The organism is Streptomyces sp. JLBG701, assembly GCF_058544905.1.
Genome location: NZ_CM178588.1, coordinates 2,022,665 through 2,049,067, shown reverse-complemented (window position 1 = coordinate 2,049,067; position 26,403 = coordinate 2,022,665). Strand labels below are relative to the sequence as shown.

The 26,403-nt window shown below is 72.0% G+C and carries 25 protein-coding genes and 3 pseudogenes; 14 read left to right on the top strand and 14 right to left on the bottom strand.

Annotation, left to right across the window (positions count from 1 at the left end):
* The first annotated feature begins 720 nt into the window (after window positions 1-720).
* From AC5DRG_RS09395 to AC5DRG_RS09370, 6 genes are all read left to right on the top strand, one after another.
* On the top strand, window positions 721-876 hold the full coding sequence (locus AC5DRG_RS09395) for a hypothetical protein (protein ID WP_491809540.1): 156 nt from the start codon (window positions 721-723) through the stop codon (window positions 874-876).
* 52 nt (window positions 877-928) lie between these two features.
* On the top strand, window positions 929-1,114 hold the full coding sequence (locus AC5DRG_RS09390; RefSeq protein WP_491809539.1) for a hypothetical protein: 186 nt from the start codon (window positions 929-931) through the stop codon (window positions 1,112-1,114).
* A 201-nt stretch (window positions 1,115-1,315) separates the two neighbouring features.
* A complete protein-coding gene (locus AC5DRG_RS09385; RefSeq protein WP_491809538.1) occupies window positions 1,316-1,498 on the top strand; it encodes a hypothetical protein in 183 nt (60 codons plus the stop codon).
* A gap of 5 nt (window positions 1,499-1,503) precedes the next feature.
* The gene (locus AC5DRG_RS09380) at window positions 1,504-1,842 is read left to right on the top strand and encodes an ArsR/SmtB family transcription factor (protein WP_491809537.1); all 339 of its coding nucleotides are present in this window, start codon (window positions 1,504-1,506) and stop codon (window positions 1,840-1,842) included.
* A 74-nt stretch (window positions 1,843-1,916) separates the two neighbouring features.
* Complete coding sequence (locus AC5DRG_RS09375; RefSeq protein ID WP_491809536.1) at window positions 1,917-2,312, top strand: ATP-binding protein; 396 nt, start codon at window positions 1,917-1,919, stop codon at window positions 2,310-2,312.
* A 43-nt stretch (window positions 2,313-2,355) separates the two neighbouring features.
* Complete coding sequence (locus AC5DRG_RS09370) at window positions 2,356-2,535, top strand: DUF6126 family protein (protein ID WP_491809535.1); 180 nt, start codon at window positions 2,356-2,358, stop codon at window positions 2,533-2,535.
* A gap of 488 nt (window positions 2,536-3,023) precedes the next feature.
* Here AC5DRG_RS09370 and AC5DRG_RS09365 read toward each other — a convergent pair whose 3' ends face one another.
* From AC5DRG_RS09365 to AC5DRG_RS09325, 9 genes are all read right to left on the bottom strand, one after another.
* Window positions 3,024-4,505 (bottom strand): hydrogenase large subunit, encoded by a 1,482-nt coding sequence (locus tag AC5DRG_RS09365; RefSeq protein WP_491809534.1) that lies wholly within the window; start codon window positions 4,503-4,505, stop codon window positions 3,024-3,026.
* Between the two features lie 4 nt (window positions 4,506-4,509).
* Window positions 4,510-6,129, bottom strand: coding sequence for a proton-conducting transporter transmembrane domain-containing protein (locus AC5DRG_RS09360; RefSeq protein WP_491809533.1), 1,620 nt, complete (start codon window positions 6,127-6,129; stop codon window positions 4,510-4,512).
* Entirely contained in the window at window positions 6,129-6,812 is a 684-nt protein-coding gene (locus AC5DRG_RS09355; RefSeq protein ID WP_491809532.1) for a hypothetical protein, read from the bottom strand. The genes AC5DRG_RS09360 and AC5DRG_RS09355 overlap by 1 nt, the downstream gene beginning before the upstream one ends.
* Window positions 6,813-6,818: 6 nt before the next feature.
* Entirely contained in the window at window positions 6,819-7,772 is a 954-nt protein-coding gene (locus AC5DRG_RS09350) for a respiratory chain complex I subunit 1 family protein (RefSeq protein ID WP_491809531.1), read from the bottom strand.
* Window positions 7,769-9,814, bottom strand: coding sequence for a proton-conducting transporter transmembrane domain-containing protein (locus AC5DRG_RS09345; RefSeq protein ID WP_491809530.1), 2,046 nt, complete (start codon window positions 9,812-9,814; stop codon window positions 7,769-7,771). Before AC5DRG_RS09345 ends, AC5DRG_RS09350 begins: the two co-directional genes overlap by 4 nt.
* The gene (locus AC5DRG_RS09340; protein WP_491809529.1) at window positions 9,811-10,293 is read right to left on the bottom strand and encodes an NADH-quinone oxidoreductase subunit B family protein; all 483 of its coding nucleotides are present in this window, start codon (window positions 10,291-10,293) and stop codon (window positions 9,811-9,813) included. The genes AC5DRG_RS09345 and AC5DRG_RS09340 overlap by 4 nt, the downstream gene beginning before the upstream one ends.
* 215 nt (window positions 10,294-10,508) lie before the next feature.
* Window positions 10,509-10,859 (bottom strand): ArsR/SmtB family transcription factor, encoded by a 351-nt coding sequence (locus AC5DRG_RS09335; protein ID WP_491809528.1) that lies wholly within the window; start codon window positions 10,857-10,859, stop codon window positions 10,509-10,511.
* Window positions 10,860-11,421: 562 nt separating this feature from the next.
* The gene (locus AC5DRG_RS09330; protein WP_491809527.1) at window positions 11,422-11,772 is read right to left on the bottom strand and encodes a PhnA domain-containing protein; all 351 of its coding nucleotides are present in this window, start codon (window positions 11,770-11,772) and stop codon (window positions 11,422-11,424) included.
* 7 nt (window positions 11,773-11,779) lie between these two features.
* Window positions 11,780-12,292, bottom strand: coding sequence for a universal stress protein (locus AC5DRG_RS09325; RefSeq protein ID WP_491809526.1), 513 nt, complete (start codon window positions 12,290-12,292; stop codon window positions 11,780-11,782).
* Window positions 12,293-12,627: 335 nt separating this feature from the next.
* Between AC5DRG_RS09325 and AC5DRG_RS09320 the strand changes: the two genes are divergently transcribed.
* The 4 genes from AC5DRG_RS09320 (at window position 12,628) to AC5DRG_RS09305 (ending at window position 17,719) form a co-directional block, all read left to right on the top strand.
* Window positions 12,628-13,503 (top strand): universal stress protein, encoded by an 876-nt coding sequence (locus AC5DRG_RS09320; RefSeq protein WP_491809525.1) that lies wholly within the window; start codon window positions 12,628-12,630, stop codon window positions 13,501-13,503.
* A 23-nt stretch (window positions 13,504-13,526) separates the two neighbouring features.
* Entirely contained in the window at window positions 13,527-14,276 is a 750-nt protein-coding gene (locus tag AC5DRG_RS09315; protein ID WP_491809524.1) for an HAD family hydrolase, read from the top strand.
* Entirely contained in the window at window positions 14,273-16,642 is a 2,370-nt protein-coding gene (locus tag AC5DRG_RS09310; RefSeq protein ID WP_491809523.1) for a glycoside hydrolase family 65 protein, read from the top strand. The genes AC5DRG_RS09315 and AC5DRG_RS09310 overlap by 4 nt, the downstream gene beginning before the upstream one ends.
* A 174-nt stretch (window positions 16,643-16,816) precedes the next feature.
* Window positions 16,817-17,719, top strand: coding sequence for a universal stress protein (locus AC5DRG_RS09305; RefSeq protein ID WP_491809522.1), 903 nt, complete (start codon window positions 16,817-16,819; stop codon window positions 17,717-17,719).
* Between the two features lie 47 nt (window positions 17,720-17,766).
* Here AC5DRG_RS09305 and AC5DRG_RS09300 read toward each other — a convergent pair whose 3' ends face one another.
* Both AC5DRG_RS09300 and AC5DRG_RS09295 read right to left on the bottom strand, forming a co-directional pair.
* A complete protein-coding gene (locus AC5DRG_RS09300) occupies window positions 17,767-20,097 on the bottom strand; it encodes a heavy metal translocating P-type ATPase (protein ID WP_491809521.1) in 2,331 nt (776 codons plus the stop codon).
* A gap of 30 nt (window positions 20,098-20,127) precedes the next feature.
* Window positions 20,128-21,018 carry a universal stress protein gene (locus AC5DRG_RS09295; protein WP_491809520.1) on the bottom strand — a complete coding sequence of 297 codons (891 nt, stop codon included), beginning with the start codon at window positions 21,016-21,018 and terminating at the stop codon, window positions 20,128-20,130.
* Between the two features lie 527 nt (window positions 21,019-21,545).
* Here AC5DRG_RS09295 and AC5DRG_RS09290 point away from each other — a divergent pair.
* The 3 genes from AC5DRG_RS09290 (at window position 21,546) to AC5DRG_RS09280 (ending at window position 24,160) form a co-directional block, all read left to right on the top strand.
* The gene (locus AC5DRG_RS09290; protein ID WP_491809519.1) at window positions 21,546-22,175 is read left to right on the top strand and encodes a hypothetical protein; all 630 of its coding nucleotides are present in this window, start codon (window positions 21,546-21,548) and stop codon (window positions 22,173-22,175) included.
* Between the two features lie 171 nt (window positions 22,176-22,346).
* Window positions 22,347-23,252 (top strand): universal stress protein, encoded by a 906-nt coding sequence (locus tag AC5DRG_RS09285; protein ID WP_491809518.1) that lies wholly within the window; start codon window positions 22,347-22,349, stop codon window positions 23,250-23,252.
* A gap of 26 nt (window positions 23,253-23,278) precedes the next feature.
* Window positions 23,279-24,160, top strand: a complete 882-nt coding sequence (locus AC5DRG_RS09280; RefSeq protein WP_491809517.1) for a universal stress protein — start codon at window positions 23,279-23,281, stop codon at window positions 24,158-24,160.
* 77 nt (window positions 24,161-24,237) lie between these two features.
* Here AC5DRG_RS09280 and AC5DRG_RS09275 read toward each other — a convergent pair.
* Window positions 24,238-24,345, bottom strand: a pseudogene (locus tag AC5DRG_RS09275) (polyphosphate kinase 2); the annotation flags it as partial.
* Between the two features lie 156 nt (window positions 24,346-24,501).
* Between AC5DRG_RS09275 and AC5DRG_RS09270 the strand changes: the two are divergent.
* Window positions 24,502-24,921: pseudogene (locus AC5DRG_RS09270) on the top strand (acetate--CoA ligase family protein); the annotation flags it as partial.
* On the opposite strand, the pseudogene AC5DRG_RS09265 reads toward AC5DRG_RS09270, so the two are convergent.
* Window positions 24,915-25,547, bottom strand: a pseudogene (locus tag AC5DRG_RS09265) (ABC transporter ATP-binding protein); the annotation flags it as partial. The pseudogenes AC5DRG_RS09270 and AC5DRG_RS09265 sit on opposite strands and share 7 nt — an antisense overlap.
* Window positions 25,508-26,293 carry a DUF4142 domain-containing protein gene (locus AC5DRG_RS09260; protein ID WP_491809516.1) on the bottom strand — a complete coding sequence of 262 codons (786 nt, stop codon included), beginning with the start codon at window positions 26,291-26,293 and terminating at the stop codon, window positions 25,508-25,510. The gene AC5DRG_RS09260 and the pseudogene AC5DRG_RS09265, both read right to left, overlap by 40 nt.
* Between the last annotated feature and the right edge of the window lie 110 nt (window positions 26,294-26,403).

Sequence of the window (26,403 nt, the reverse complement as noted above, 5' to 3'; positions counted from 1 at the left end):
GACCGGCATGACAGAACGGGAAGGGCCCCTACCCACTTCTCGCGGATCCTGATTGCGCGGTGCACGGCTGTCAGCCGCTTCTCCGCGTCTACTCGGGTCCTTCCCGTCACTGCAAGCACACCACGTGGGCGCCGGACCCGCCAGGGCCGAACGGCCCGAAGCCAGGCCTAGGCCGGTAAGGAGATGGACGCCATGACGCAGCAAGTTCCTCGTCGAGAGCGACCACGCGCGCGTCCTCGTGGACTGCGGGCTATTCCAGGGCCTCGCCGGCGGTGCCGCCCCTCCGCACAGCACATGGTCCACGGCGGGACAGACGCGGTCGCGGTGTTGCGGGACCGCATCGACCGGCCCCTGGGTTGGTCTGCCGTCGTCCCGCGCTCCGGGGAGCACGTGCTCGTTCGGTGACGTATAACCCCGGGCCGACCCGCCCAGCGTGCCCCGTGGGTCCCCCGTGCAAGAGCCGTTCCATCCCTTTGCCCGGGCCGGTCGGCTCATGTGCCCTGACCCGTTTCGCCGCCTGCTGCTGAGCGCGGCATGACCGTGTCTGCAGACCTCGGAGGTGCTCCTCCAGGTTCGGAAGTCAGCCGGTCTTTCCGCCCCATCGGGTGTCGGCCCGTGCCCAGTCCGCGGCCCATTGCTCCATGCGGGTTGCGTGCCTGTGACGACGGTCAGCACAGTGCCTTCTATGTCGATCTGAGGGAGCTCCGCTGCGACGCAGCCATGCAGGCCGAGGCCATTCGGAGGCTCTTCGCGTTCAGCTTCGACGCACGGTTCCACCTCATCGGTGCCCCCGAGGAGATCCGGATGGGCGCCGCGGGCGATCCACGCTTCACTCTGCACGCCACCGTGGAGTCAGCCTGGGACCTGTGGGAGTAGCGGGCTGCCCCGCGATTGATTGGGGTGTGCTGGCCTGTGGGTTGGCTGGTGAGTGACTCTGAAGGTCGTCGTGCGGCCTTCAGGACGGCTGCTGGGCTACGTCCTGTATCAGCCGCACGATCGGCAGGCGGGGGAACGGCTGCGGGATCTGCTGGACGTGACCCACCGTGCCGCCAATCGCAACACCCGCCGTCGGCCGAGCACCGAGCTCGCCCACGTACGCACGACCACACGCTGAAACCACCCTTCAGCCAAACCCCTAGCCCAGCACGCCCCAGCTTTGGCATGCACATCCTGGGCGCAGGGCCAGGGCCCCATGCGCAAACCGTGCACCTCAGGGGGAGGACGCAGTTTCCCATCGCACAGGACTACAATTTGAAGAGTTCTTCAATTGGTTAGTTGCGTTGGGCGATAGATGGTCCAGGGTGTGGAGGTCGGGGTGGACGCAGTCGTCGAGGCGCTGCTGGCGCGGGTGCGGGCGGCTCGGGCCGGGGTGGCGGATGCCGTGGCGGCGGAGGACCCGTATGCCGTGGCGGTGGCGCAGGACGAGCTGGACGACGCGGTGAGGTTCGCCCGCAGGCACGGGCTCGACGTCGAGGTGGCGGGGGCCGACGAGGAGTGAGTGGCATGCCGGTTCCGCTGTACGAGGCGAAGGCGGAGTTCTTCCGCATGCTCGGGCACCCGGCGCGGATCAGGGTGCTGGAGCTGCTGCAGGACGGACCGAAACCGGTGCGCGACCTGCTGGCCGCCATCGAGATCGAGCCCTCCAGCCTGTCGCAGCAGCTGGCGGTGCTGCGCCGCTCCGGCATCGTCACCGCCACCCGCACCGGCTCCACTGTGGTGTACGAGCTGGCCGGCGGGGACGTGGCCGAACTACTGGCCGCCGCCCGCCGGATCCTGTCCGTGCTGCTGTCCGGCCGTCAGGAACTGCTGGACGAGCTGCGTGTCACGGAGTCGGCGCGGTGACGGGCGGGAACCCGTTCCGGCCGTGGCGCAGAGACCGCCGGCCCGCGGCAGCGATAGAGCATGTGCCATCCCCGGTGCCCCGCCACATCGTCTCCGTACCGGTGGGACCGGACGCGGTGCGGAAGGCCCGTGAGGCGGTGGCCGGACGCTTCGCCGAGGTCGGCGTCGCACCGGGTTCCGCATTCGCCGACGCGGTGCTGCTGGTGGTCAGCGAGCTGGTCGTGAACGTGCTTCGGCACGCGCCACAGTCCCCGGTCGCCGACGTGGGCATATCGGTCGGGGCGGGCCAGTTGGTCGTCAGCGTCGCCGATGCTGAGCCATGCCTGCCCGATCTCGAACCGGGCGCGATGGGGGCGGGACTTCACATGGTCGCTGAGCTGGCCGCCGAGTACGACGGCGACGTCAGCGCGGAACCGGCCGTGGACCGCGGCGGCAAGGTGGTCCTCGTCCGGTTCGGCATGCCGTCGTAGGCCGCAGGAGCGTGGAGATCGCGGGAAGCAGGGAGGCAACAGCGTGAGTGACGAAGCCGAGGCGGCCGAGCCTCCGGAGAGCAGGCGGCGCAAAGTGAATGACAGGGACAGCTTGATCGAGCGCGGTGTCGCGATCCGGGCCGGCATCTACATCTTCGGCACCCATCTGATCGCCGGGTTCGTGTGGCTGCTCTTCTATCTGGGTGACCACGCGAACAAGTAACCGGGACTCAGGGGGGCCCAGCTGACCACGGACATGGGTCTGACGCTGTGGATCGACCCAGCCAGTGGGCGGCCGGTCTTCTCCCGCATCCAGCCGCCCATGCCTCCGGCTCGGCGGATTTCCCTTGGCGTGCGGCTTGAAAGCTTCTTCAATTCGCTAGTTGTCGTGACCGGCATGGACGGGGCGAAAAGACTGCTGAGGGTGATCGCTGTTGTGGGGCACGCGGATCTCGCGCCCTGGACCCCTGGCATTGTTTGGAGGAGGAGCTGCGTGCCCGGCCGGCCCGGTGTGCCGAGGCGGGGCGGACGGGCCTGGTCCGGGTCGGGCAGGGGCTGCCGGTGGCGTTCGGGAGGGCCGCGAAGCAGGCGGGGCCGGCGCTGGTGGCCGAGAGGATTGGCAGTATTCGGGTCGGGGCCATTCGGTGGCTCGGAACCGGAGAAGTTCGAGGGGCGCCCCGCACCGGCGTCCCTCCAGGGGAGTAACACCTGTTAGAGATCGTTGCCGGCGTAGGAGAGATTGAAGCTCTTGTTGGTCAGCGGGAAGTCCGGGACGATCGTGTCGTTCAGGGCGACCGGCAGCGCGGGCCAGTTGAAGAAGGACGGGTCGACGGGCTTGACCCGGGCAAGCGTGCCGTCGGCTGCGAGTTCGACGCGGGTGGCGATGGTGCCGCGCCAGCCCTCGACGAGGCCGACACCACTGCGGGGACCCTCCCCAGGGGCGGTTGAGGGCCCGAGCACCGCGCCGGTGGCGACACGATCGCGCAGCTGACGGATCAGCGCGAGGGAGGCGTCGATCTCCTCGGCGCGGACCAGGAAGCGGGCCAGGACATCGCCGCTGGTGTGCACTGGGACGCGGCCCGGTTGTCCGTGCGGGGTGAACGGGTGCGCGATCCGGGCGTCCTGGGACAGGCCGCTGGCGCGGGCGACGTAGCCGAGGCAGCCGATGTCGCGGGCGGCCTCGGTGGGCAGGATCGCGGTGCCGGTGAAGCGGTCGTGGACGGTGGTGTGGCCGAGCGCCAGCCGTACGATCTCGCTGATGTCCTCGCCGATGGCGTCCAGTTGGGCGGGGCTGGGCAGGGTACGCAGCACACTGCCGCCGGGGACCACGCCGCCGCGCAGGAGCCGGTGTCCGGTCACCGTGTCGTTGAGGCGCAGGAGTTGTTCGCGGACGCGTTGCGCGTGGGCGTTGAGGATGCCGTGTCCGACATCGTTGCAGAGCATGCCGAGGTCGGCGACGTGGTTGTGGAGCCGTTCGAGTTCGAGGAGCAGCGCGCGGGCGCACTGGGCCTGTTCGGGGACGGTCGTGCCGGTGGCCTCCTCGACGGCCAGGCAGTACGCGAGGGCGTGACCCACGGCGGTGTCGCCGCTGATGCGTTCCGCAAGCGGAAGTCCGGCGGCGATACTGCGGCCCTGGAAGAGCTTCTCGATGCCCTTGTGCACGAACCAGAGGCGGGCCTTGAGTTTGAGGATTGTCTCGCCGACGACGGAGAAGCGGAAGTGGCCTGGTTCGATCAGTCCGGCGTGGACGGGGCCGACGGGGATCTCGTAGACGCCGTCGCCGGTGACTTCCAGGAAGGGGTAGGGGCCTTCCTGTTCGCCGAAGGCCGGCGGGTCCCCGGCGTCGGGGTGCATCGGGTACCAGCCGCGCGGCCAGTGGAAGTGGCGTACCAGGCGGCGCGGTTGCGGGTGGTCCAGGGGCACGATGCCGTGCAGGTCGTGCATCTCGCGCTCGAACCGGCCTGCGGGGAAGGAGAGATGGGCAAGGCTGGGCACCTCGGGCCGGGCGGGGTCGAGGCGTACCTGGAGCTCGATGCGGGTGTCGGGCGGCCCGGAGACGAAGAGGTAGACGACGCGTACGGCGTCCGCGTCGTGGTGGGCGGCGAGCAGGGCCAGGCGGTGTCCGTCGCGCAGCAGCCCCTCGGCCCGCTTGGGGAGGTCTGTGGCGGAGACGTCGTGCACGGTGCGCGCCATGGCGTCAGGGCCTTTCGAGGACGGCGGCGGCCTGGGAGAGCAGATCGCCCAGCGGGCCGGCGGTGATACCGAGGACGGCGCAGGCCGCCAGACCCAGCACGAGGGGCCACAGCGCGGACGGGTTTTCCGCGACGGCCGTGTCCCTGTCGGGAGCGGGCCCGAGCAGCATCCGCGCGGACCGGGTGGCGAGCGCGGCGAACGCGACCAGGACCAGCAGCAGGGCGGCGGCCAGGGTCCAGCCCAGTCCCGCCCCGGCGGCGAACCCGGCGCGGGCGATGGCCAGTTCGGAGGCGAAGAGGCTGAACGGCGGAAAGCCCAGCAGCGCCACGATCGCGAGCCCGAACAGCGCGCCCAGCCACGGCGATTGGGCGAGCAGTCCGCGCACCCGCCCGATCTTGGACGTACCCCGCAGCTGGAGGATCTGGCCGGAGGCGCAGAACGCGGTGGCCTTGGCGAGCCCGTGCCCGGCGATGTGCAGCAGCGCGGCGGCCAGGGCGAGCGGGCTGCCGATCGCCGCCGCCAGGGCGATCAGGCTCATGTGCTCCATGCTGGAGTAGGCCAGCATCCGCTTGTAGTCGCGCTGGGCCAGCAGCAGCCCGGCCGCGAGGGCGAGGGTGAGCAGCGCGATGCCGGCCAGCAGGACCCGGGTGAAGTCGATGCCGAGGGCGGCGTCCGCGATGACGCGGTAGCGCAGGATCGCTGCGAAGGCGACGGACAGCAGCACCCCGGACATCAGCGCCGAGACCGGGGCGGGGGCCTGGCTGTGGGCGTCGGGCAGCCAGGCGTGCAGCGGGATCAGGCCCGCTTTGGCGCCGTAGCCGAGGATGATGAGCGTGATGCCGAGCCGGGTGACCGCCGGGTCGAGGCGATCGGCGCGGGCGAGCAGGGTCGGCCAGTCCAGGGCCCATGCCTCGGCGATGCCGGCCTGCCGGGCGGCGTAGTAGATCAGCACGGTGCCGAGGAAGGCCAACGCGATTCCGGCCGAGCAGATCACCACGTACTTCCAGGCCGCTTCCACGGATGTACGGGTGCGACGGTGGCCCACCAGGAACGCCGTGACGATGGTCGTCGCCTCGATCGCCACCCACAGCACACCGAGGTTCGCGGTCACCACGGCCAGGCACATCGCGGCGAGGAAGCCGTGTACGAGGGCGTGGTAGCGCCACACGGTCCCCTCCGTCGACCGCCCGGCGACCCGCTCGCCTCCCAGATACGCGGGGGCTGCGGCGCAGGCGATCAGCGCGACGGCACCGACTACCAGCAGCATCCACACGGTCAGCGCGTCCGCGCGCAGCAGGCCGGAGTAGGCGGCCACGTGCCCGTCGTCGAGCACCGGTCCCGCGAGCCCGGCGCCGCAGGCCAGGATCACAGCGGGGGAGGCGATCCCGGCCCAGTCGCCCGGGTGCCGTTCCGGCGACGGAGAGGCAGCTCCCGTCGCTTCCTCTGTCCTACCGGCGGGCGCTGGACCGGTCCCCACTGTCACCGGCTCAGACTGGCGCTCGACGATGGGCAGGGCGGCGGACGGCCGACTCGCGCGCAGACCGGCGAGGGCGTACGCGGCCGCCACGGTCAGGGGTGCGGCGGCGGGCGCCGTGACGAGCAGGGCGGTGAGGGAGGCGGTCATCAGTCGTGCAGCTCCCGCAGGTCGTCGATGTCGGTGGTGCCGAACGCCTCCCGTACCCGCACGGTGAGCAGTTGCAGGACCAGGACGGCCAGCAGTACGTCGAAGGAGACGCCGAGTTCGACGATCAGCGGCACTCCGGAGGCGGCCAGGAAGGCGGTCGCGGTGATGCCGTTGTCGAGCAGCAGGAAGCCGACGACCTGGGCGAGCGCGCGGCGCCGGGTCACCAGCACGAAGAAGCCGATCAGGACCACGGCCAGGCCGACCGGCAGGGCACGAGTGGCGGGCGTCGGGTCGAGTTCGATGAGGGGGCGGGCGACGGCGTAGGCGAGCAGCGTGAGGGCGGCGGCGGTCAGCAGGGACGCGGCCACGTTGACCAGCGGCTGCGTCTCTCGTGCCTCGATGTGCCCGCCGTCCCCCTCGGCGACGAGCGCGGCCAGGGCGCGGCGGATCAGATACGGCAGCAACCCGGCCCGCAGCGCCCCGATGCCCGCCGCGACCACGATCAGGTCCCAGCGGTCCTCGTGCAGCCCGAGGAGCAGGGCGATGGCGGCGAGCGTGATTCCCTGCAGGGCGAACAGCCGTACGATCGCGGCGAGTTCGCGCCGCCACAGCACCGCCACGGCGGCCAGCAGGAACGCCCCGCAGGCCAGATCGAGCAGCTGGGTGAACAGGCTGTCGCTCATGGAAGCTCACTCACCTCCCAGGAAGTACGAGGCGGTCACCGCGAGCAGTGCCAACAAGAAGGAACCGGCGAGGAGTTCGGGCACCCGGAACAGCCGCAGCTTGGCCCAGAACACCTCGGCCGCCGCCAATGCCATGCCCAGCACCGCCACCTTGACCACCACCAGCAGCAGGGCCAGCGACACGGCGGTGAGCGAGGCGCTGGTGGCGATCCCCCATGGGGCGAACAGCGAGGCCAGTAGCCCCAGCAGCACGGTGAGCCTCAGCTGTGCGCCGAGCTCGACGAGTGCCAGATCCGGTCCGGCGTATTCCAGGACCATGGCTTCGTGGACCATGGTCAGCTCCAGGTGGGTGGAGGGGTTGTCCACGGGCAGCCGGCCGCTCTCGGCCAGTACCGCGACCGCGAGCGCGGCGATCGCCAACAGCCCGGCCGGGGAGGTCAGCCGGGCGGGCTGGTCCGCCGCCCCGGCGACGATGACGGGCAGGTTGGTGGACCCGGCCGGTATCGACAGCGCGAACACCGCCATCAGGATGGTCGGTTCGACCAGGGCGGCGATGGTCATCTCCCGGGAGGCGCCCATGCCGCCGAACGCGGTGCCGGTGTCCAGGCCCGCGAGCGCCAGCGCCAGCGTGCCGAGGGCGAGGAGCGCCACCACCAGGATCAGGTCCGCCCGGCTCCGCACGGGGGTGTCGGTGGAGATCAGCGGTACCAGGACGGCCAGCACCAGCGAGGTGGCGACCAGCAGCGGCGGCGCCCACCGGAACGCGGGACCGGTACCGACGGGGGTGATCGGCTCCTTGCGCAGCAGCTTGCGCATGTCCCGCCAGGGCTGGAGCACCCCGGCGCCGGCCCGGCCCTCCAGGCGGGCCCGGGTCTGCCGCATCAGCCCGGTCAGCAGGGGCGCTCCGGCCACCACCGCGCCCACCTGGAGGGCGATCGCCGTGTATCCGACCGTGTTCACCAGCCCACCACCAACACGACCAGCAGAGCGACCAGTCCGAAGAAGCCGTAGCCGAGATAGGCGTGCACACTGCCGCCCGCGAGCCTGCGCGCCGACTGCCCGGCGGCCGCGAGGAGCGCGAGCACCGGCCGGTACAGGCGGTGTTCGATGCGGTCGGGCACCCGGTTGCGGAAGCGCACCCGCTCCACGAGATACGCCGACTCGCGCACCGGCGTGACGTCCACGTCCTGCTCGGGGGCGAGCACGTCGTCGAAGACTCGCTGGAGAGGCTCGGCGAACGAGGTGGCCGTGTAGGCCATCCGCGGGGTCGGAGCCCCGCCGCCGCAGTCCCACAACCTGGCCTGCGTACGCCGCTGTCGGCGCCGTGCCGCCCAATGGGCCGTCGCCATGACCGCGCCCAGCGCGACCAAGAGGGCCGCGATGATCCATAGCGGGGAGAGCGTGGCGGACACCTCGTCCAGGCGCACCCGCAGCCCGCCGCCGGACACGGGCCGGGTCCCGGCCAACCCGACTGCCGCCACCGCCCGCTCCAGCCCCTCGCCCAGCAGGCCCGGCACCAGGGCCAGGGCCGCGCACAGGGCCGCGAGCAGTCCCATCCCCACCCGCATGAGCAGCGGTGACTCCTTGGCTGCGACGGCTCCTTCGCCGCGCGGCCGGGCGAAGAAGCCCACGCCGAGCGCCTTGACGAACACCGCCGCCGCCAGGCCCGCCGACAGGGCAATCACTGCCACCGCGAGGGGCAGCACGATCGCGGTGGTCACGCCGGGCACGGCCAGCCCGTGGATCATCGACTGCAGCAGCAGCCACTCACTGATGAACCCGTTGCCCGGCGGCAGCGCCACCGCCCCCAGCGCACCGACCGCGAACAGCCCGGCTGTGAACGGCATCCGGGCGCGCAGCCCGCCCAGGAGGTCCAGGTTCCGCTCGCCGGTGGCGCGTAGCACCGAGCCCGCGCCCGTGAACAGCAGGGCCTTGAACGCGGCGTGGTTGACGAGGTGCAACAGTCCGGCGGCCAGCGCGAGGCCGGCCAGCGCAGTGTTCCCGGTGTGGGCGAACAGCCCGGCCGCGCCGACGCCGAGGACGACGAGCCCCATGTTCTCGCTGGTCGAGTAGGCCAGCAGCCGCTTGAGGTCGGAGGCCATCGCGGCCTGGAGGATCCCGTACACCGCTGAGAGCCCGCCCATGGCCATCACGAGCAGCCACCACCAGGCCGGTCCCCCGCCCAACAGGTCGAAGCCGACCCGTACAAGACCGTAGATCCCGAGGTTGACCATGGCCGCGCTCATCAGCGCCGACACCGCGCTGGGCGCTTCGGGATGCGCCCGCGGCAGCCAGGCGTGCAGCGGCACCAGCCCCGCCTTGGAGGTGAATGCCACCGCAGTCAGCACGAACACGAGCCCGCGTACGGTCGGCGAGATCCCCGCGGTGCCGGCACGCAGGGCGGCGAAGGTCTCTCCGCCGGCCTGAGCGGTGTACACCATGAGGCCCACCAGGAGCAGGACAAGCCCCAGGTGGGTCATCACCGCGTACCAGACGGCCGCCTCCCGTACGGCGGGCCGGGCGCGGTGCTCGGACAGGACCAGGAGCAGCGAGGTGAGCGCCATCAGCTCCCACAGCAGCAGGAACGTCGAAACCGAGGCCGCCGTCGGTACCAGCAGCAGGGTCAGGGCGAACAGCGGCAGTGCCGCCTGCGCGCCTCGCGAGCCGAGGCCATGCGACCCGTGCGATCCGTGCCCGGCCACATAGCCGATGCCGTAGACCGCCACCGCCGCCACCACGGCCCCTGCCACCGCCATGAACAGTCCGGACAGGGCGTCCACCCCGAAGTGCGTCCCGGCCAGCGGGAGCAGCCCGGATACTGCGGCCGACCAGCCGTTTCCGCCCAGTGCAGCCATACCCGCTGTGCCACCAGCCACCCCCACACCCGCCGTCAACACACCCACCACCCAGCCGCGCACCCGCTGCGGCAGGACCAGCCCGGCCGCCCCACCCGCCCCACCCAGTCCGGTGGCCGTCGCGAGGGCGGCCGGAATCAGGCTCACCGCCCGGTCACCCTCCGCAGCGCCGCGATGATGTCGTCCGGCCGCGGCGGACACCCGGGCACCGCAAGATCCACCGGTACGACGTCGGAGACGGCGCCCTCGACGCCGTAACCGCCCGCGAACTCCCCGCAGTTGATCGCGCAGTCGCCGACCGCCACGACCAGCCGCGGCTCGGGCATCGCGGCGACGGTGCGGCGCAGAGGCTCGGCCATGTTCCGGGTCACCGGCCCGGTCACCAGGGCCATGTCCGCGTGACGGGGCGAGGCCACCAGCCGGGCGCCGTACCGCTCGGCGTCGTAGACCGGATTGAAGGCTGCGGCGATCTCGATCTCGCAGCCGTTGCAGGAACCGGCGTCCACGCACCGCACCTGGACCGAGCCGCCGAACTCCCGCGCCTGCGGTAGGACGTCGGCCTCCGGGCGTGGTGGAGCGGGCTCGGCCACCCGCCCGGTGTCCCGGATCTTGCGCAGCAGACTCATGACCGCCCCTCTCCCGTCGCTGGTGAGGACTTGCATCCGCAGGTGGCTAACGGGCTCACCCGAGGCCAGAGTTACGCCATTTTTCCTACGCTTTGCCAAGCTTGCGCCGTCTTGTCAGTGTTCGACGGGCTGAGACCCGCGGGTGAAGGTGGCCGCCTCCCGCACCACGGAGCGCTGTCAACTCCCGGGAGACGGTCGCCGCATGAGGGCCGTCGCTAGGACGGCGGTTTCGCCTCCGCCTGGGCGGCCTGCAGATCGGCGAGCAGCTCGGCCTGCCCGGCCAGCACCCCGGAGAGGATGCTCCGCGCGACCCGCAGGAGCTCGGTGATGTGCGGGCTGGTCAGCGAGTAGTACACGTTCGAGCCCTCCTTGCGGGTTACCACCAGGTTCGCCCTGCGCAGCACCGCGAGCTGCTGTGACAGGTGGGCCGCCTCGATCCCCACCTCGGGCAGCATCTCCGCCACCGCGTGCTCGCGCTCGCTCAGCAGTTCAAGGACCCGGATGCGGGCCGGGTGGCCGAGGGTCTTGAAGAACTCGGCCTTCAGTTGGTACAGCGGCGTACTCATCGTGCCGTCGCCTCCCCGGTACAGCAGCCCAGCCGCACCGGCCGGCCCTCGGCCCATCGCATCCACCTACTCGTCAACAACATGGGCCCGATCCTCCCGTGCGACGAGGCCCCGCCGAATCCGCGCACGAGAACCGAGCCACCCCAAACCAGCGGTAGCCGTGAGAACCTAAACAATTGCTAAGATTAGCAAGTCTATACGTGCCATGAGGAGGCTTGCGTGAGAATCATTCCGCTGCGCGGCGCGGGCGTCGTCTGGTTCAAGTGCCCCGCCTGCCGCCTCAAGTGCCGGCCCACCGCCGTCGGCCCGGAGGGTCAGTGCCCGCGCTGTGGACACAGCAGACTGGGCCGGCCAGTCCGGTAGCGGGATCCGTTTCGAGTGGGGGTCTGCCGGTGCGGGCTGCCTCGCCGCGACGGCCGCCTGCCTGGTCGACGTCGACGTACTGTCCTTCACCACGGCGGTGAGTGTCGCCGTCCAGCGGGGCATCCGGATTCTTCCGTTCCGGCTACCGGACGGCCCTGCCTGCGTGGCCGAGCGGGCCCCGGCGGAGGGGGCGGGCGGGTCAGCCCTTCCTGACCACGCTCGACTTGAGCTGCATCGCCCCGAAACCGTCGATCTTGCAGTCGATGTCGTGGCCGTCGACGCCGTCGACCAGCCGGATGTTGCGGACCTTGGTCCCGGCCTTGATCCCCGAAGGGCTCCCCTTCACCTTGAGCGCCTTCACCACGACCACGGAACCGCCGGCAGGAGGGTGGCCGCGCAAGACGGGGCCCTCGTCGATCACAAGGGCGTCCGCGCCGCTGAGCGCAGTGGCGCCGGTGCTGCGGTAGCCGGGCTGAGCCTGCTCCAGCTCGGCTCGACGATCTCGCGGGTTGAGCTGTGGGTGGTCGCGTAGCCCACCAGGTGCAGGCACTCCGCCGCTATGCGGCACCGCTCTTGGCGAGAGGTGACGTTTCCACGGCCCTGAGCGGCGACGCTGGCCGTTCTGGGGCGGGCACCGCGACCACGGGGACCGTCGCGTGCCGCAGACACTCACGTCCCACCGTCCCGATCGCGGGCAGCTCAAACTGTCCATGAGCCCTGCGTCCCAGGGCGAGCAACAGTGCGCCGGGCGCGTGATCGAGCAGTGCCCGCGCGGGCGGCCCCTCCACGAGAACGGCACGCACGGCGCCGCCGATCTGTGGGCCGAAGACCTCTCGCACAGTCGAGGCGAGCAGTTCGGCCGCCTGTTCGCGCTGCTGCGCGGCCGTGGGACGGGCCGATGCCGGAGCATACGGCGCGAATCCGGATGTGGTCGGTTCCCAGGCGTGTACGACCACGACCTCCGCCCGCAGGGGGAGGGTCTGCTCCCTGGCCCAGCGCAGTGCGGCTTTGGACGCCTCCGATCCGTCGACGCCCACCACGATGCGTTTGCCGTCCGTGAGTTGGGTCATATGCAGCCTCCCTGGCCGGCCTCTCGAGTCACGATGCCCGATCCGGTCGGGCGGGGCATGGGCCGAGCGGTTCCCCACGCGTGCCCAACGGTCCCTTGCCGACGGCCGTGACGAACCTGGCGCGGGCTCATCTTCGGTGTCCGGGCGAGGCGCTGAGCGGCCCAGGGGCTGAGCCGGGCCGAGTGGCACTCAACGCGGCGCGAGGCCCGACAGGGGCCGAATGGCCCAAGCCGTGACCGAACCGCCCCTCCCGTCGCCCGGCCATGGATGCGACGGTGAGCTGGAGCCCTGTGCTGCTGCACGTCTGCGCAGCCCGACGAAATGCGGTGAGGGATATGGAGCTACCCCTGGTCGTGGGTGTCGACGGATCGGATTCGAGTCTCGTCGCAGTCGACTGGGCGGTCGACGAGGCGGCCCGGCGTGGTCTGCCGTTGCGACTGGTGTACGCCTCCCTGTGGGAACGCTACGAAGGTGCCGCGCCGTCCGACGGCGCCGAACGCCCGTCCGAGCAGGTGCTGGCGGACGACATCGTCGGTTCCGCGGCGGAGCGTGCCCGACGGCGCAATGCCGAGGTGAAAGTCTCCGGGGAGGTGGTCCCCGAGGAAGCGGCGTCCGCTCTCCTGCGCGAGGGCCACAATGCCTCCGCCCTGGTGACGGGATCCCGCGGCCGCGGCGAGCTGACGGGCCTGCTCCTGGGCTCGGTCTCCCTGGCCGTGGCGGCCCGCGCCCACTGCCCGGTGATCGTGGTCCGCGGCGACAAGGCCGGCCTGGCGGGTACCCATGAGCGGATCCTGCTCGGCGCGGGCGAGTCCGCGACCGGCGGTGAGGCGGTGCGGTTCGCCTTCCGCGAGACCGCGGCCCGCGGCTGCACACTCGATGTCGTACGTGCCTGGCGCTGCCCCGTGCACGAGACCGCCGACCACCCCCTGCTCGCCGGGGAGCCGGCGCACCACCACGAGGAGCAGGCGTCCGCCGCACTCGATGCCCTGCTCCACGACCCGATGGCCGACCACCCCGGGGTACGGGTCCGCCGTCACACCGTGGAGGGGCCGACCCGCAAAGTGCTGCTGACCCGGTCGGCGGCTGCCGACCTCCTGGTCATCGGAGCGCAGCGCCGGCACGGCCAGTTCGGCCTCCAACTCGGCCGGGTGGCGCACACGCTGCTGCACCACGCCAAGTGCCCGGTGGCGATCGTGCCGCAGCGGGTGTGACCGTGCACCGCCCACTCACCCCTGTGACGTCCCGCGAAGCGCTGGCACCGGTGCTGCGGGACGTGCGCGCCGTCGTGTTCGACACCGACGGAGTGATCACCGACTCGGCCCGGGTGCACGCCGCGGCGTGGAAGACGGCGTTTGACGCCTTCCTGCGCGCCCACCAGTCCGAAGACCCCGAACGGTGGCGACCGTTCGACGTGCGGGACGACTACCTGCGGTACGTGGATGGCAAGTCTCGCCTCGATGGCGCCGCCGCCTTCCTTGCCGCGCGCGGTATCGAGACCTTGCCCGAGACGGTGCGCTCCGTCGCGGCGGACAAGGAGCGGCTGTTCGTGCAGCGGCTGCGTGAGCACGGCGTCGACGCGTATCCGGGGACGCTACGGCTGGTGCGCGCCCTGCGCCGGGCGGAGGTGCCCCGCGCGGCGGCGTCCGCGTCCCGGCACGCCGGTGAACTGCTGGCCCGCGCCGGGGTGCTCGACCTGTTCGACGTCCTCGTGCACGGCGGCGAGGCGGCCCGGCTGGGCCTGGCGGGCAAGCCGGAGCCCGACCTGTTCCTGGAGGCGGTCCGCCGGCTCGGCGTCCCCGCCGACCGCGCCGCCGTCGTGGAGGACGCCCTGGCGGGTGTGGAGGCGGGCCGGCGCGGCGGATTCGCCCTGGTGGTCGGCGTGGACCGCACTGCGGAGGAGGACACCGGGGCGCGATTGCTGCGGCACGGCGCCGACATCGTCGTACACGACCTCGGAGAACTGGTCGCGGGAGGAGCGAAGTGACGGGCTGGAGCTGGGAGTACGAGGGTTACGAGCCCGCCGACGAGCGCCTGCGGGAGTCGCTGTGCACGTTGGGCAACGGCTACTTCGCCACGCGGGGGGCGCTGCCGGAATGCGCCGCGGACGAGGTGCACTACCCGGGCACCTATGTGGCCGGCTGCTACAACCGGCTCACCTCCGAGGTCGCGGGCCGCCAGGTCGAGAACGAGGACATGGTCAACGTCCCCAACTGGCTGCCCTTGCGCTACCGCCTCCCCGACGGGCCGTGGCTCACCCCCGACACCGCGACCGTGCTCGAGCACCGCGAGATCCTGCACCTGTCCGCAGGACTGCTGGAGCGTCGCACGCGCTACGACCTCGGCCAGGAGCGGGTGCTGACGGTGCGCCAACAGCGGCTCGTGCACATGGCGGATCCCCATATAGCCGCGCTCCGCACCGAGTTCACCGCCGAGGGCTTCTCGAGCGCACTCGATGTCGAGGCGGCCCTCGACGGCGGCGTCGCCAACTCCGGCGTGCCGCGCTACCGGGACCTGGACGGCCGCCACCTGACCCACGTGTACACCGACACCGCCGCCCCGGACACGGTGTGGCTGCGTTGCCGCACCCGGACCTCGGACATTCGCATCGGCATGGCGGCCCGCGTCACCGCCGAGGTGCCCGTCACCAGCAGCCACGAAATCCCTTGCGCCGTCCAGCGGTTGACTCTCGACCTGGCCCCGGGCCGTACCGCCACCGTGGACAAGATCGTCGCCCTGCACACCTCACGCGACCCGGCCATCAGCGACCCGGTGTACGCCGCCATCGACCGGGTGGGTCAGGCGCCCGGCTTCGACGAACTGGTCGAGTCGCACCTCACGGCCTGGGACCAGCTGTGGCGCCGGGCCGACCTGGACGTGGCGGGGGAGGCCGGCCGTATCCTGCGGCTGCACCTCTTCCACGTCCTGCAGACCCTCTCCCCGCACACCGCCGACCTCGACGTCGGGGTACCCGCCCGGGGACTGCACGGCGAGGCCTACCGCGGACACGTCTTCTGGGACGAACTGTTCGTCCTGCCCTACCTCAACCTGCACTTCCCGGAGGTCTCCCGGGCTCTGCTCCGCTACCGTCACCGGCGCCTCGAACAGGCCTGTTCTGCCGCCCGGGAGAAGGGTCGCAGGGGTGCGCAGTACCCCTGGCAGAGCGGCAGCGACGGACGCGAGGAGACCCAGCAGCTCCACCTCAACCCGCGCTCAGGGCGCTGGCTCCCGGACCACTCCCGGCTCCAGCACCACGTCGGATCGGCGATCGCCTACAACGTGTGGCAGTACTGCGAGGCGAGCGGCGACACCGAGTTCCTGCACACCAAGGGGGCCGAGATGTTGCTGCAGATCGCCCGTTTCTGGGCGGACTCGGCCGTCTACGACGAGGCCCTCGGACGCCATCGCATCAAGGGTGTGGTCGGCCCCGACGAGTACCACGAGGCGTACCCCGGCGCGCGGGAACCCGGCCTCGACGACAACGCGTACACCAACGTCACCGCCGCCTGGGTGCTCGCCCGCACCCTGGATCTGCTGGAGACCCTGCCCGAGCCCCGCCGCCGCGAACTCGTCGAGCGCACGGGCCTGGACGGGGGCGAGCTCGAACTGTGGGAGGACGTCTCCCGCACCCTCCACGTGCCCTTCCACGACGACGTCATCAGCCAGTTCGAGGGCTACGGCGAGCTCGCCGAACTCGACTGGGACGGCTACCGGCAGCGGTACGGCGACATCAGGCGCCTCGACCGGATCCTGGAGGCGGAGGGCGACAGCGTCAACCGCTACCAGGCATCCAAACAGGCCGACGTCCTGATGCTCGGCTACCTCTTCTCGCCGGCCGAACTCCAAGGCCTGTTCGGCCGGTTGGGCGTACCTCTCGACGAGGTCACCTGGCGCCGTACCGTCGACTACTACCTGCACCGCACCAGCCACGGCTCCACCCTCAGCGGCCTGGTCCACGGCTGGGTGCTGGCCCGGGCCCGGCGCGCGGAGGCCTGGAAGTTCTGCCAGGAGGCCCTGCAGGGCGACATCGCCGACCTGCAGGGCGGCACCACCGGCGAGGGTATCCACCTGGGCGCGATGGCGGGCACCCTCGACCTCGTCCAGCGCGGGCTGACCGGCCTGGAGACAAGGGGCGGGGCGCTGTGGCTCGACCCCGTGCCACTGCCAGAGCTTTCCTCGTACGGCTTCGCCCTGCGCTACCAGGGCCACTGGGGCGTACGGCTGCGGCTGGAGCGCGAGCTGCTGCAGATCGAGGTGCCGTCGTCCGAGGGCTCGCCCATCGACGTACGGCTGCCGGACCGCGCGGTGTGCCTCCAGCCGGGGGAGACGGGGCGACTGGTGCTCCCGGAGTGACGGTCACGCTCGCTCGCCCGGATTGCGGACACACCATTTCGAGCGTGGTTCGGTCAACTCCGGCCCAGCATGGGCCGGATGGTCCCGGGCCAAGACCTGACGGCCCATACCCCCTGGTCGTGCGCGGCGTGAGGCTGGCCGTGCCGAGCAGTTCAAGCGTTGGAGGTATGCGTCATGCTTGCGCCCGTGATCGCCGGAGTGGACGGATCCGCCGAGAGCCTCGCCGCCGCCGAGTGGGCGGCCCGTGAAGCCGAGCGCCGCGACCGGTCGCTGCAGCTGGTGTACGTCAGGAACTGGAGCCCGCGTTCCGAGGAGGGGGAGTGCGCGGGCGCGGTTCACCGCTATATGGCGGGGCGGGTGCTGCGCCAGGCGGAGGAGCGCGTCCGCGAGGCGTGCCCGGACGTGCGCGTGCACGACGAGCAGATGGAGGGGCCGGCGACGCAGGCGCTGCTGCGTGCGGCGGAGCGGGCCGACGTGCTGGTCCTGGGCTCGCGAGGGCTGAGCGGCTTCACCGGATTCCTGGTGGGGTCGGTCGCCTTGGGGGTGGTGGCGCGGGCCACGCGGCCGGTCGTCCTCGTGCGGGCCACGGAGGAGGCCTCGGACGAACACCTGCCCGCGGACGACGGGAGCCCATCCACACGGACCGGGTACCGGGACGTCGTCCTGGGCATCGACCTGGGCGACTCCTGCGACGAGGTGCTGGAGTTCGCCTTCGAGGCCGCACGCCTGCGCGGCGCACGTCTGCGGGTCGCGCATGTCTGGCGCTCGCCGTCGCCCGTGAGCCTCGGGCCCGGAGACATCGGTCTGGTGGGTGACACGCAACGACAGGAGGAGTGGCGGGGATTCCTGTCCGCCATGCTTCAGGTGTGGCGGGACAAGTACCCCGAGATCGACGTCGTCGAGTCCGTGACGGAGGGCAATGCCGCGACCGCGCTGGTCCGGGCCGCCTCCGGAGCGAGTCTGCTCGTCGTCGGCCACCGCACGACCGAGCGGCCGCTGGGCCCGCGCATCGGCCCCGTCACCCACGCTGCCATCCACCACGTCGGCTGCCCCGTGGCCGTCGTACCCCACGAGTGAGCCGTACTCCACGAGCGACCGGAAGTGCCCGCGGCGCGTAGGCCGGTTCACGGTGCGAGGGAGAAGTAGTTCTCCTCCTCCTGCGTGAAGTGCAGACGCAGGACGGTGTGCAGCCCGTAGAGACAGGCACGCAGGTCGTCGAGCTGCTCCGGCGCCGGTCCGTCGTTGCCGGCGAGCGTGAGGTGGACGGCGATGCGCCGGGCGAGCCGTTCGATCTCGGCGTGGGCGCGGCTCATGGTGGCGGTGGCCTCGGGTCCGCCGAGTGTGGGGGCCAGCGCGGGGTAGAGCTGGTGCTCCTCGGCGTACTCGTGCGGCAGGAGCTGTTCGGTGACCAGGCGATGTGCCTCGCGGACTACCGCGAGGGACTCCGGTCCGGGGTTTTCCGAGAGGCGGTCGGCGGCGGCGCGCACGGACTCCAAGACGTCCTGCAGGTCGTCGTGTTCGGCCGCGAAGCGATGGATGAGGGCTTCCGTGGCGGGCTGCAGCACCGGCTGCGCCGCCCGGTCGTCGCGCAGCGCGCGCAGGGCGTTGAGGATGACCGCCGCGTCGATTGCCTCCTGGAGCAGGGCGCCGGCGGCCGGCGGGAGCAGACCGAAGGCGGCCGCGGCCATCGCGGCGAGCGACATCAGCATGCCGCCGAGCGCGCTCTGTACGGCGATGCGCCGCGAGCGTACGGCGATGGCGACGGCGTCGGCCAGGCGGTCCACCCGGTCGGTGGTCAGGACGATGTCGGCGGCCTCGGAGGAAGCCGTGGAGCCGCGTGCGCCCATCGCCACGCCGATGTCCGCGGCGGCGAGTGCGGGTGCGTCGTTCACGCCGTCGCCCACCATCACGGTGACCGCGCGGTCGCGCTCGGCGCGCACCGCGGTGACCTTGTCGGCCGGGGTGAGTCCGGCTCGTACGTCGTCGAGGCCGAGGACGGCGCCGATCTCGCGGGCCGATTCGGCACGGTCGCCGGTGAGCATCACGAGTCGGTCGATTCCCGCCGCCCGCAGCCGGCGCAGGGTCCGCGGCGCGTCATGGCGCAGGGGATCGCGCAGGAGGATGGCGCCGACAGGGGTGTCGTCGACGGTGAGCCAGGCGATGGATGCCCCGTCCAGGAGCGCCCGGTTCTCCAGCGAGCGCGCCCAGGCAGGCCTCGCCGTGCTGTCGTCGAGGCGGCCGACGGTCATCGGGCGCCCCTCGACGGTGCCGATGGCACCCCGGCCGGATTCCTCGGACACGTCCGCGGGCACGGACAGTTCCAGCCCGCGCTCGCGGGCCGCGTCGACGACGGCCTGGGCCAGGACATGCGGGGAGTATTGGTCGAGCGAGGCGGCCAGGCGCAGCACCTCCGCCGGCTGCAGGCCGGGCGCGGCGGTCACGTCGAGGACGCGCGGGCGCCCCCGGGTGAGGGTGCCGGTCTTGTCGAGCAGGAGGGTGCGGGCCCGGCCGAGGTTCTCCAGGGCCCCGCCGTCGCGGATCACCACGCCGAGGCGGGAGGCCCGCGACAGGCCTGAGACGATCGCCACCGGCGCGGCCAGCAGCAGGGGGCACGGCGTGGCGACCACCAGGACCGCCACCGCCCGCACGGCGGAGCCGCTGACCAGCCAGGCCAGCCCCGCCACCGCCAGGGACAGCGGCAGGAACCAGGCCGCGTAGCGGTCGGCCAGCCGGACGACGGGTGCCGTTTCCGCTCCGGCCTGCCGGGCCAGCCGGACGATCTCGGCGTACGTGCTGTCCTGCTCGGTCGCGGCGGCGCGCAGCTCGAAGGCGCCGCCCGCGTTGACCACACCGCTGCGCACCGACTGGCCCTGTGTGCGCCGCACGGCCACGGGTTCTCCGGTGAGCACCGATTCGTCGAGTACGGCCGTGCTGTCTGCCACACGGCCGTCGACGGGGACGACCTCGCCGGGGCCGACAACGAGCAGGTCATTGACGGCGACCTCAGCCAGCGACACCGTGTGCACCTCGGTGCCGGTGCGGCGCCGGGCGGTGCGGGGCGCGTGCTCCAGCAGGGCGCGCAGGTCGTGGGAGGCGCGCCGCTGCGCCGCGGCCTCAAGCGTGCGACCGGTCGCCAGCATCAGCGCGATCAGAGCCCCGGCGAGGTACTCCCGCACAGCCAGGGTGCCGCCGAGGGCCAGGACGGCGATCAGATCCACCCCGGCGTGACCGCGCCGCAGCGCGGCCAGCACCCAGCCCACCGCGGGCGCGACGGCCGCGACGGTGCCCAGGGCCCAGCACAGGTCGGCGAGGTCGGCGGAGCCCGCGAGCCAGAAGGCGCCACCGGCCGCCAAGGCGATGGCGGTGACGGCCAGGAGGACCGATTCCAGCGCCGGCGTGCGGGACAGCGCCGAGAACACCCGGCGCAGTGGTTTGTCCGTAAGCGTGCGGTCCATGGCAGTCCTACCTCGGGCCCTCCGGCCGGCTCAGTCGTGCGGGACAAGGGCGACGGGGCACGCCACGTGATGCAGGGCCGCGTGCGCGACCGGCCCGAGTTTCCACGTCCTGCGGGACGGGTGGCGCCGACGTCCCACGACGGTGAGTCGGCTGTGTGCGGAAGCGGCCAGCAGTACCTGTGCCGCGGGACCCATGGCGACGTGCTCCACGACGGGGAGGTCGGGGAACTTCTCGCGCCACGGCATCAGCACCGCGGCCAGCCGCGTGCGCTCCTCGGCCTCGCGGTCACGGTCGGTCGGCTGCGCGGCCAGCGGGTGCGGATGGGTCACCAGCGCGGAAACGGGCAGGGCCCGCACCGCGCGCACGGGGGTTCCGCGCAACTCGGCGGTGGTGAAGGCGAATTCCAGCAGCGGCTCGACATTCGGCCCGAGCTCCTGCACACCGACCACGACTTCGTTCCGGTCGGCCGCCGTGGGGTGCTCCCAGCCGGCGTCGACGGCGGGGGCACCGGCCCGGACGGCGACGGCGGGGCACTGGGCGAGGCCCAGGACGTGCAGGCTGATGGAGCCGAGCAGGAAGCTCGCCACGGAGCCGTGTCCGCGGGAGCCGAGGACGAGCATGGCCGCGTTCTCGCCGTGGTCCAGGAGGGCCTGTGCGGCCGGGGCCGACACCAGTTCCGTGGTCAGGGCCAGATCGCCGTGACGGTGGAGCAGTTCGGCCGCGGCCCGCCGCAGCACCTCTTGCCCGTACCGCTTCTTGTTGTGGGCCTCCTGGGCGATCGGCACGTCGAGTGGCTGGGTGGTCCAGGAGTGGAGCAGCACCACGGGCAGGTGCCGGTCCGCGGCTTCGCGGGCGGCCCACCACGCGGCCGTCATGCTCGCGGAGGAACCGTCGAGTCCGACGACGACAGGTCCGGCCATGGCGCACCTCCGGTAGCCGACGCGACAGCTGGGGCGCTCTGCCGCCGCGCATACACCCCCAGTGCATGGTCGCGGGCCGGCGACCGCCGGGGCGAGGGCCGAATGGTGCGCTCCTGAGGTCCGTCCGGCCCTGTGCGGACGGTGGACGGCGCGGGGGAGAGGCTGAGGACCCGAGAGCGAGGCGTGAAGGTCCGAACCCTGCGTATCGGCTGAGGTCCTCCGCACGCGTAGCCCGGTCCATCGGCCGCGGCACCGATTCCGGTACGCGGTCACCGAGGCCGGCGGCGTGGGAAAGATCAGCTCGCGCCCCACCGACTCCGTGAGCCCGTACGCCTCCAGGTCGTCCAGCCGCGAGGACCGTGTCGACGAGTCCAGCCTCGGCGGCCCGACAAGGCCTGCGGAAGGGGCCGTTCAGCCCTACGGAGGCAGACCTTCGGCACTCGGCGACGGCCACCGCCCGCGACGAGAGTGGACGGCGCGTGCAATGCGACGACCGACATCCACGACGTCCCGAAGGGATCATGATTATGGCCGTGCACGAGCAGCCTCTCCGGAGCCCCGGGTTCCACCGGCCGGCGTTCCGGAGGAACCCGGCCGCGTCCGACCCCGGGACCGATGCGCCGGTGAGCGTCGCCACGGCATCCGTGCGGGACTGCGCCTTCGCGTCCCTCCGCCTGCTGGCGGGGTTTGTCTTCCTGTGGGCGTTCCTCGACAAGACCGTCGGCGTCGGCTACTCGACCCGGACCGGCAATGGCTGGATCGACGGCGTCTCGCCCACCAAGGGCTTCCTCAGTGGCGTCGCCGCCGGCCCGATGAAGTCCACGTTCCACTCCTGGGCCGGTTACGCCTGGACCGACTGGCTGTTCATGCTCGGTCTGCTCGGCATCGGGCTCGCCCTGATCGGCGGCTTCGCGCTGTGGCCCGCCGCCGTCGCCGGGACCGCGATGATGGCGCTGATGTGGATCGCCGAGTGGCCGCCGGCCACGCACGCGTCCGACGGCGCGGCGATCTTGTCGACGAACCAGTTCGCCGAATACCACGTCATCTACGCCGTCCTCCTGATCACTCTGGCCGCGGTCTCGGCCGGCGACACCCTCGGCATCGGAAAGCGCTGGGCCCGACTGCCGATCGTTCGCGACAACCGCTGGCTGCGCTGACAACCGGAGTCATGGCGAGCCCCGCCATGGGGTCCGCCGTCCACTGGGCTCGCCGCGCAACCCCGCCCCAGGTGGGGCCAGTCGGCCCGGGCCGGGGACCTGCGGCCCCTGCACTACGAGGCCCCTCGGCAAGACGCTGGAATCAGAACCCCAGATGAGGAGGCAGGAATCATGGCCCGCACTGTTGTCGCAGGTCTCGACGGCTCGCCCGAGAGCCGTGCCGCCGCAGAGTGGGCGGCCCGCGAGGCGAAGCTGCGCGGCCTGCCGTTGAAGATCGTTCATGTCTGGGAGCCCGTGTCCGAGCCCATGGCCCAGGCTCCGCTACTTGGCGACGAGACGCAGCAGCACTGGAGCGAGCGCGTTCCCCGCGAGGCCGCCGAGGGGCTCAGGCTGCGCCACCCTGGCGTCGAAGTGAGCGTGGAGCAGCTGACCGGTGGGCCGGCCGACACCTTGACCAAGGCGGCCGAGGACGCCGAACTGCTGGCCCTCGGCTCCCGCGGGTTGAGCGGGATCGGCGGATTCATGGTCGGCTCCGTCGGCCTCTCCGTTGTGGCGCACGCCGAACGCCCCGTCGTCCTGGTCCGCGCCGGCGAGCAGGCCGCCGACGAGCACGAGCCCGACCCCGTGGGCATCCCGTCGGCCGCCACGCCGTACCGGCCCGTCGTCCTGGGCCTGGACCCGGCCGGCCCCCACGACTCGGTGATCGAGTTCGCGTTCGACGAGGCCGCCCGACGCTCTGCCGTCCTACGGGTCATCAACGGCTGGAACCTGCCGCCGTACTACGTCTACGGCCTCTCCGCCGACCTGGAACTGCACGGCGAGATCGCCCGGCAGCAGGCCGCCGCCCTGGCCGAGGCCCTGCGTCCGTGGCGCCGGAACTACCCGAACGTCCAGGTCGTCGAGGAGTCCCGCTCGGGCAGCGCCGCCAACTTCCTGGTCGACGTCTCCAGCGGGGCCTCCCTGGTTGTCGTGGGCCGCCGGATCCGCCGTAACCCGTTCGGCACGCACATCGGACCCGTCACGCACGCAGTCCTGCACCACGCCACCGCACCCGTCGCGGTCGTCGCCCACGACTGATGCAACCCCCTGAAGGAGCAGTAGTCATGAGCACGAAGCAACTTCCCCTGGTGGTGGGCGTCGACGGCTCCGAGCCGAGCCTGCGGGCCGTGGACTGGGCGGCCGACGAGGCCGCGCTGCGCGGAGTCCCACTGCACGTGGTGTACGCCTGCCTGTGGGAGCGCTACGAGGGTGACGCGCTCGCCCAGGACATCGGCAAGCCCTCCGCGCAGGCGTTGCCCCAGGAGATAGCGACGGGCGCCGCCCGGCGCGCCCGCGCCCGGCAGCCGGAGCTGAAGGTGTCCTCCGAGGTGGTGTTCGAGGAGCCCGAGAACGCCCTGGTGAGCGCGGGCCGGCAGGCCTCCGCGCTGGTCGTGGGCACCCGCGGCCGCAGCGGCATCGCCGAACTGCTGCTCGGCTCGGTCAGCCTGACCGTGGCCGCGCACGCCGACTGCCCGGTGATCGTGCTGCGCGGCACCCCCGACAACCAGGCAACGCCCTCGGTCCACAGCCGGGTCGTCGTGGGCGTCGGCGAGGACGCGAAGGACTCGGCGGCCGTCCGCTTCGCGTTCGACGAGGCGCGGCGGCGTGGGGTGCCGTTGGAGGCCGTACGAGCCTGGCGGTGCCCCGCACACGAGACCACCGACCACCCGCTGCTGGCCGACGCCCCCGCCCGGCTGCACGAGAAGCAGGCGGAAGAGACCCTCGCCGAGGCCCTGCGGGACGTCCCGCCGGACATCGAGTTGCACAGTCGGGTCATCGAGGGGCACGCCCGCCGGGTGCTGGTGGACCTCTCGCACCGCGCCGACCTCCTGGTTGTCGGCGCCAGGCACCGCAACGGGCACTTCGGGCTCCAGCTCGGCCGCGTCGCCCACGCGGCGCTGCACCACTCCGCCTGCCCCGTCGCCGTCGTACCGCAGCAGGTGTGAGGGCCGTGACCGGCTCACAGGCTCGCCGCGTGATCGGGGACCTAGGTCCGCAGATCGCGTGGCGGGCGCACGTAGCCGGTCGGCTTGGGAGGCGTGGCGATCCGCGCCACCCGCGGGTTGAGGTGTTCCGTAACTCGCTTGACTGTGTCGCCCATGCCCGCCGAATTCCGTCCCTCGAAGACGACGAACTGCCCGAGGTCGAGGCCTGTACCTGGAACGCCGGAAACCCGGCCTCACCTTGAAGGACCGACCGGCCCACCCTCCGCCCCCGGACAGCCCATGGGGCTCCGCCCCGTTCCGCTGGACGCTCTGAGTGTCAAGAGACCTGGAGGAGATCCACGATGACGGACGACGCGCTCAGCCGGCCCGCAGTCCACGCCCTGCTCACGGACGGCAGCACCGTGTGCATCCGGTCCGTGCGGCGGGCCGATCACGAACGGCTGGAGGGGTTCTACGAGGAGATGTCCCCGGAGAACCTGCGGCTGCGGTTCTTCGCGGCGAGTCGGCGTTCGGCCGGGATGGCCGCCGACTGGGCGGCCTCGAAGCCGCGCCCCGGCTACCGGGCCCTGATGGCCGAGACGGGCGGCCGGGTGGTCATGAAGGCCCACTGGCCGGGCCTGCTGCACAAGACCGCCGAGCATGCCGTCCATCTCGACCTGCGCGGCGATGCCCAAGTCCGTGCCGCCTACCGTGACTTGGAGACCCGGTTCGCCGGCCTGCTGACCGGCGTGGTGGTCCAGCCGCTCGCCGACCGCCCGACCTTCGCGGTCGCGTGCACGTAGGCGACCGCGCCGGTGTCCTCGACCGCGTCGACCACGAGATCCAGACCGGGAGTCTCCGAATCCTCCGGCGAGAGAAGCTCGAACTGCTCGGGCCGGACGCCGAGAGTGATGTCCGTGGCGGAGCCGTCACCCGCGGACTTGAGGGTCTGCCGGGGCAGCGGCAGGGTCAGCCCGCCGAGTTGGACTCCGTCGGGGGTGAGCGGGAGGCGGAAGAGGTTCATCGCGGGCGATCCGATGAAGCCGGCGACGAACGTGTTGGCCGGGTGGGCGAACACCTCCTTGGGCGTGCCGACCCGTTGCAGCAGGCCGTCGTTGAGGACGGCCAGGCGGTCGCCCATGGTCATGGCTTCGACCTGGTCGTGGGTGACGTACACCGTGGTGGTGCCCAGGCGGCGCTGCAGCACGGCGATCTGCGTGCGGGTCTGCACACGTAACTTCGCGTCCAGGTTGGACAGCGGCTCGTCCATCAGGAACACCTGGGGCTCGCGCACGATCGCCCGCCCCATGGCGACCCGCTGGCGTTGCCCGCCCGAGAGGGACTTGGGCTTGCGGCCGAGGTAGTCCTTCAGGCCGAGGGCTCCGGCCGGTTCGTGTTGACGTCGGCGCCGGGCGCCGGTGCCGACGGGCTCGACGTCAGGTCGGGGTCTCCGGTCGGCCGCACCGGCGGCGCCGAGGCCGGCGACACCCCGGGCGACGGTGGCGGGGGCCCGGTCGGGCTGGCGGTCAGCAGTTTCGCCGCGTCGTTGGCGATCGCGTCGAAGTCGACATCCCCGGTCTTCTCCAGCATCGTGATGTGGTCGAGCACAGTCTGGTTGGCGTCCGTGGCCAGTTGCCGGACGAGCGAGTTGCGGGTGCTGCTGCGGACCTCCGCGATCACCGAGAAGACCTTGCCATGCGCGGACCGCAGTAGATTCGCGAACTTCCGCTCGTAATCCTCGCCCTGGGCCTCCGACAGTTCCTTCAGCCAGCCCTGCTGCTGCGCGTTCGGCTGGTTCGGCAGCGCGATGCCGAGATCGGCCGCGATGATCCGGACGCGCTTGTCGAGGTCGTTGTGGCCGACCACCAGGTGGTCGCCCGCCTCCTTGACCGCCTTCGTGGGCGCGCGCTCGATCGCCTGCTGCCCCGCGGGAATCTCCCACAGACCGGCGAGCCGTACCCGCACCACCAGGTCGCGGTCGGCAGCGGTCAGCGGTCCCCAGCGTGTGCTCACCGTTTCTGCGGGGGCGGCCTGGGTGGCTTTCACGGCGTCAAAACGGTGGGGCCATGAGTAGAACACCGGGTACGCGAGTGAGCCGACCGTGCCGACGATCCCTAACGCGATGAGGAACTTACCAGCGTTGATGCGGCGCACACGAGCCTCCGGTGAGTCGACGGCAAGGGGCAGGCGGCGGCCGTTCTGGCAGCCGTATCCGTCCATGGCGCGCACCGGGTGCTCCGGCCCCTTCTCCCGTACGGGGGAGC

Coding starts and splice junctions, on each gene's coding strand:
- AC5DRG_RS09355 (WP_491809532.1), bottom strand. CDS start 6,812: ATGAGCGACAGCCTGTTCACCCAGCTGCTCGATCTGGCCTGCGGGGCG.
- AC5DRG_RS09320 (WP_491809525.1), top strand. CDS start 12,628: ATGGAGCTACCCCTGGTCGTGGGTGTCGACGGATCGGATTCGAGTCTC.
- AC5DRG_RS09280 (WP_491809517.1), top strand. CDS start 23,279: ATGAGCACGAAGCAACTTCCCCTGGTGGTGGGCGTCGACGGCTCCGAG.
- AC5DRG_RS09290 (WP_491809519.1), top strand. CDS start 21,546: ATGGCCGTGCACGAGCAGCCTCTCCGGAGCCCCGGGTTCCACCGGCCG.
- AC5DRG_RS09300 (WP_491809521.1), bottom strand. CDS start 20,097: ATGGACCGCACGCTTACGGACAAACCACTGCGCCGGGTGTTCTCGGCG.
- AC5DRG_RS09365 (WP_491809534.1), bottom strand. CDS start 4,505: ATGGCGCGCACCGTGCACGACGTCTCCGCCACAGACCTCCCCAAGCGG.
- AC5DRG_RS09340 (WP_491809529.1), bottom strand. CDS start 10,293: ATGAGTCTGCTGCGCAAGATCCGGGACACCGGGCGGGTGGCCGAGCCC.
- AC5DRG_RS09305 (WP_491809522.1), top strand. CDS start 16,817: ATGCTTGCGCCCGTGATCGCCGGAGTGGACGGATCCGCCGAGAGCCTC.
- AC5DRG_RS09285 (WP_491809518.1), top strand. CDS start 22,347: ATGGCCCGCACTGTTGTCGCAGGTCTCGACGGCTCGCCCGAGAGCCGT.
- AC5DRG_RS09395 (WP_491809540.1), top strand. CDS start 721: ATGCAGGCCGAGGCCATTCGGAGGCTCTTCGCGTTCAGCTTCGACGCA.
- AC5DRG_RS09295 (WP_491809520.1), bottom strand. CDS start 21,018: ATGGCCGGACCTGTCGTCGTCGGACTCGACGGTTCCTCCGCGAGCATG.
- AC5DRG_RS09380 (WP_491809537.1), top strand. CDS start 1,504: ATGCCGGTTCCGCTGTACGAGGCGAAGGCGGAGTTCTTCCGCATGCTC.
- AC5DRG_RS09325 (WP_491809526.1), bottom strand. CDS start 12,292: ATGACCCAACTCACGGACGGCAAACGCATCGTGGTGGGCGTCGACGGA.
- AC5DRG_RS09335 (WP_491809528.1), bottom strand. CDS start 10,859: ATGAGTACGCCGCTGTACCAACTGAAGGCCGAGTTCTTCAAGACCCTC.
- AC5DRG_RS09360 (WP_491809533.1), bottom strand. CDS start 6,129: ATGACCGCCTCCCTCACCGCCCTGCTCGTCACGGCGCCCGCCGCCGCA.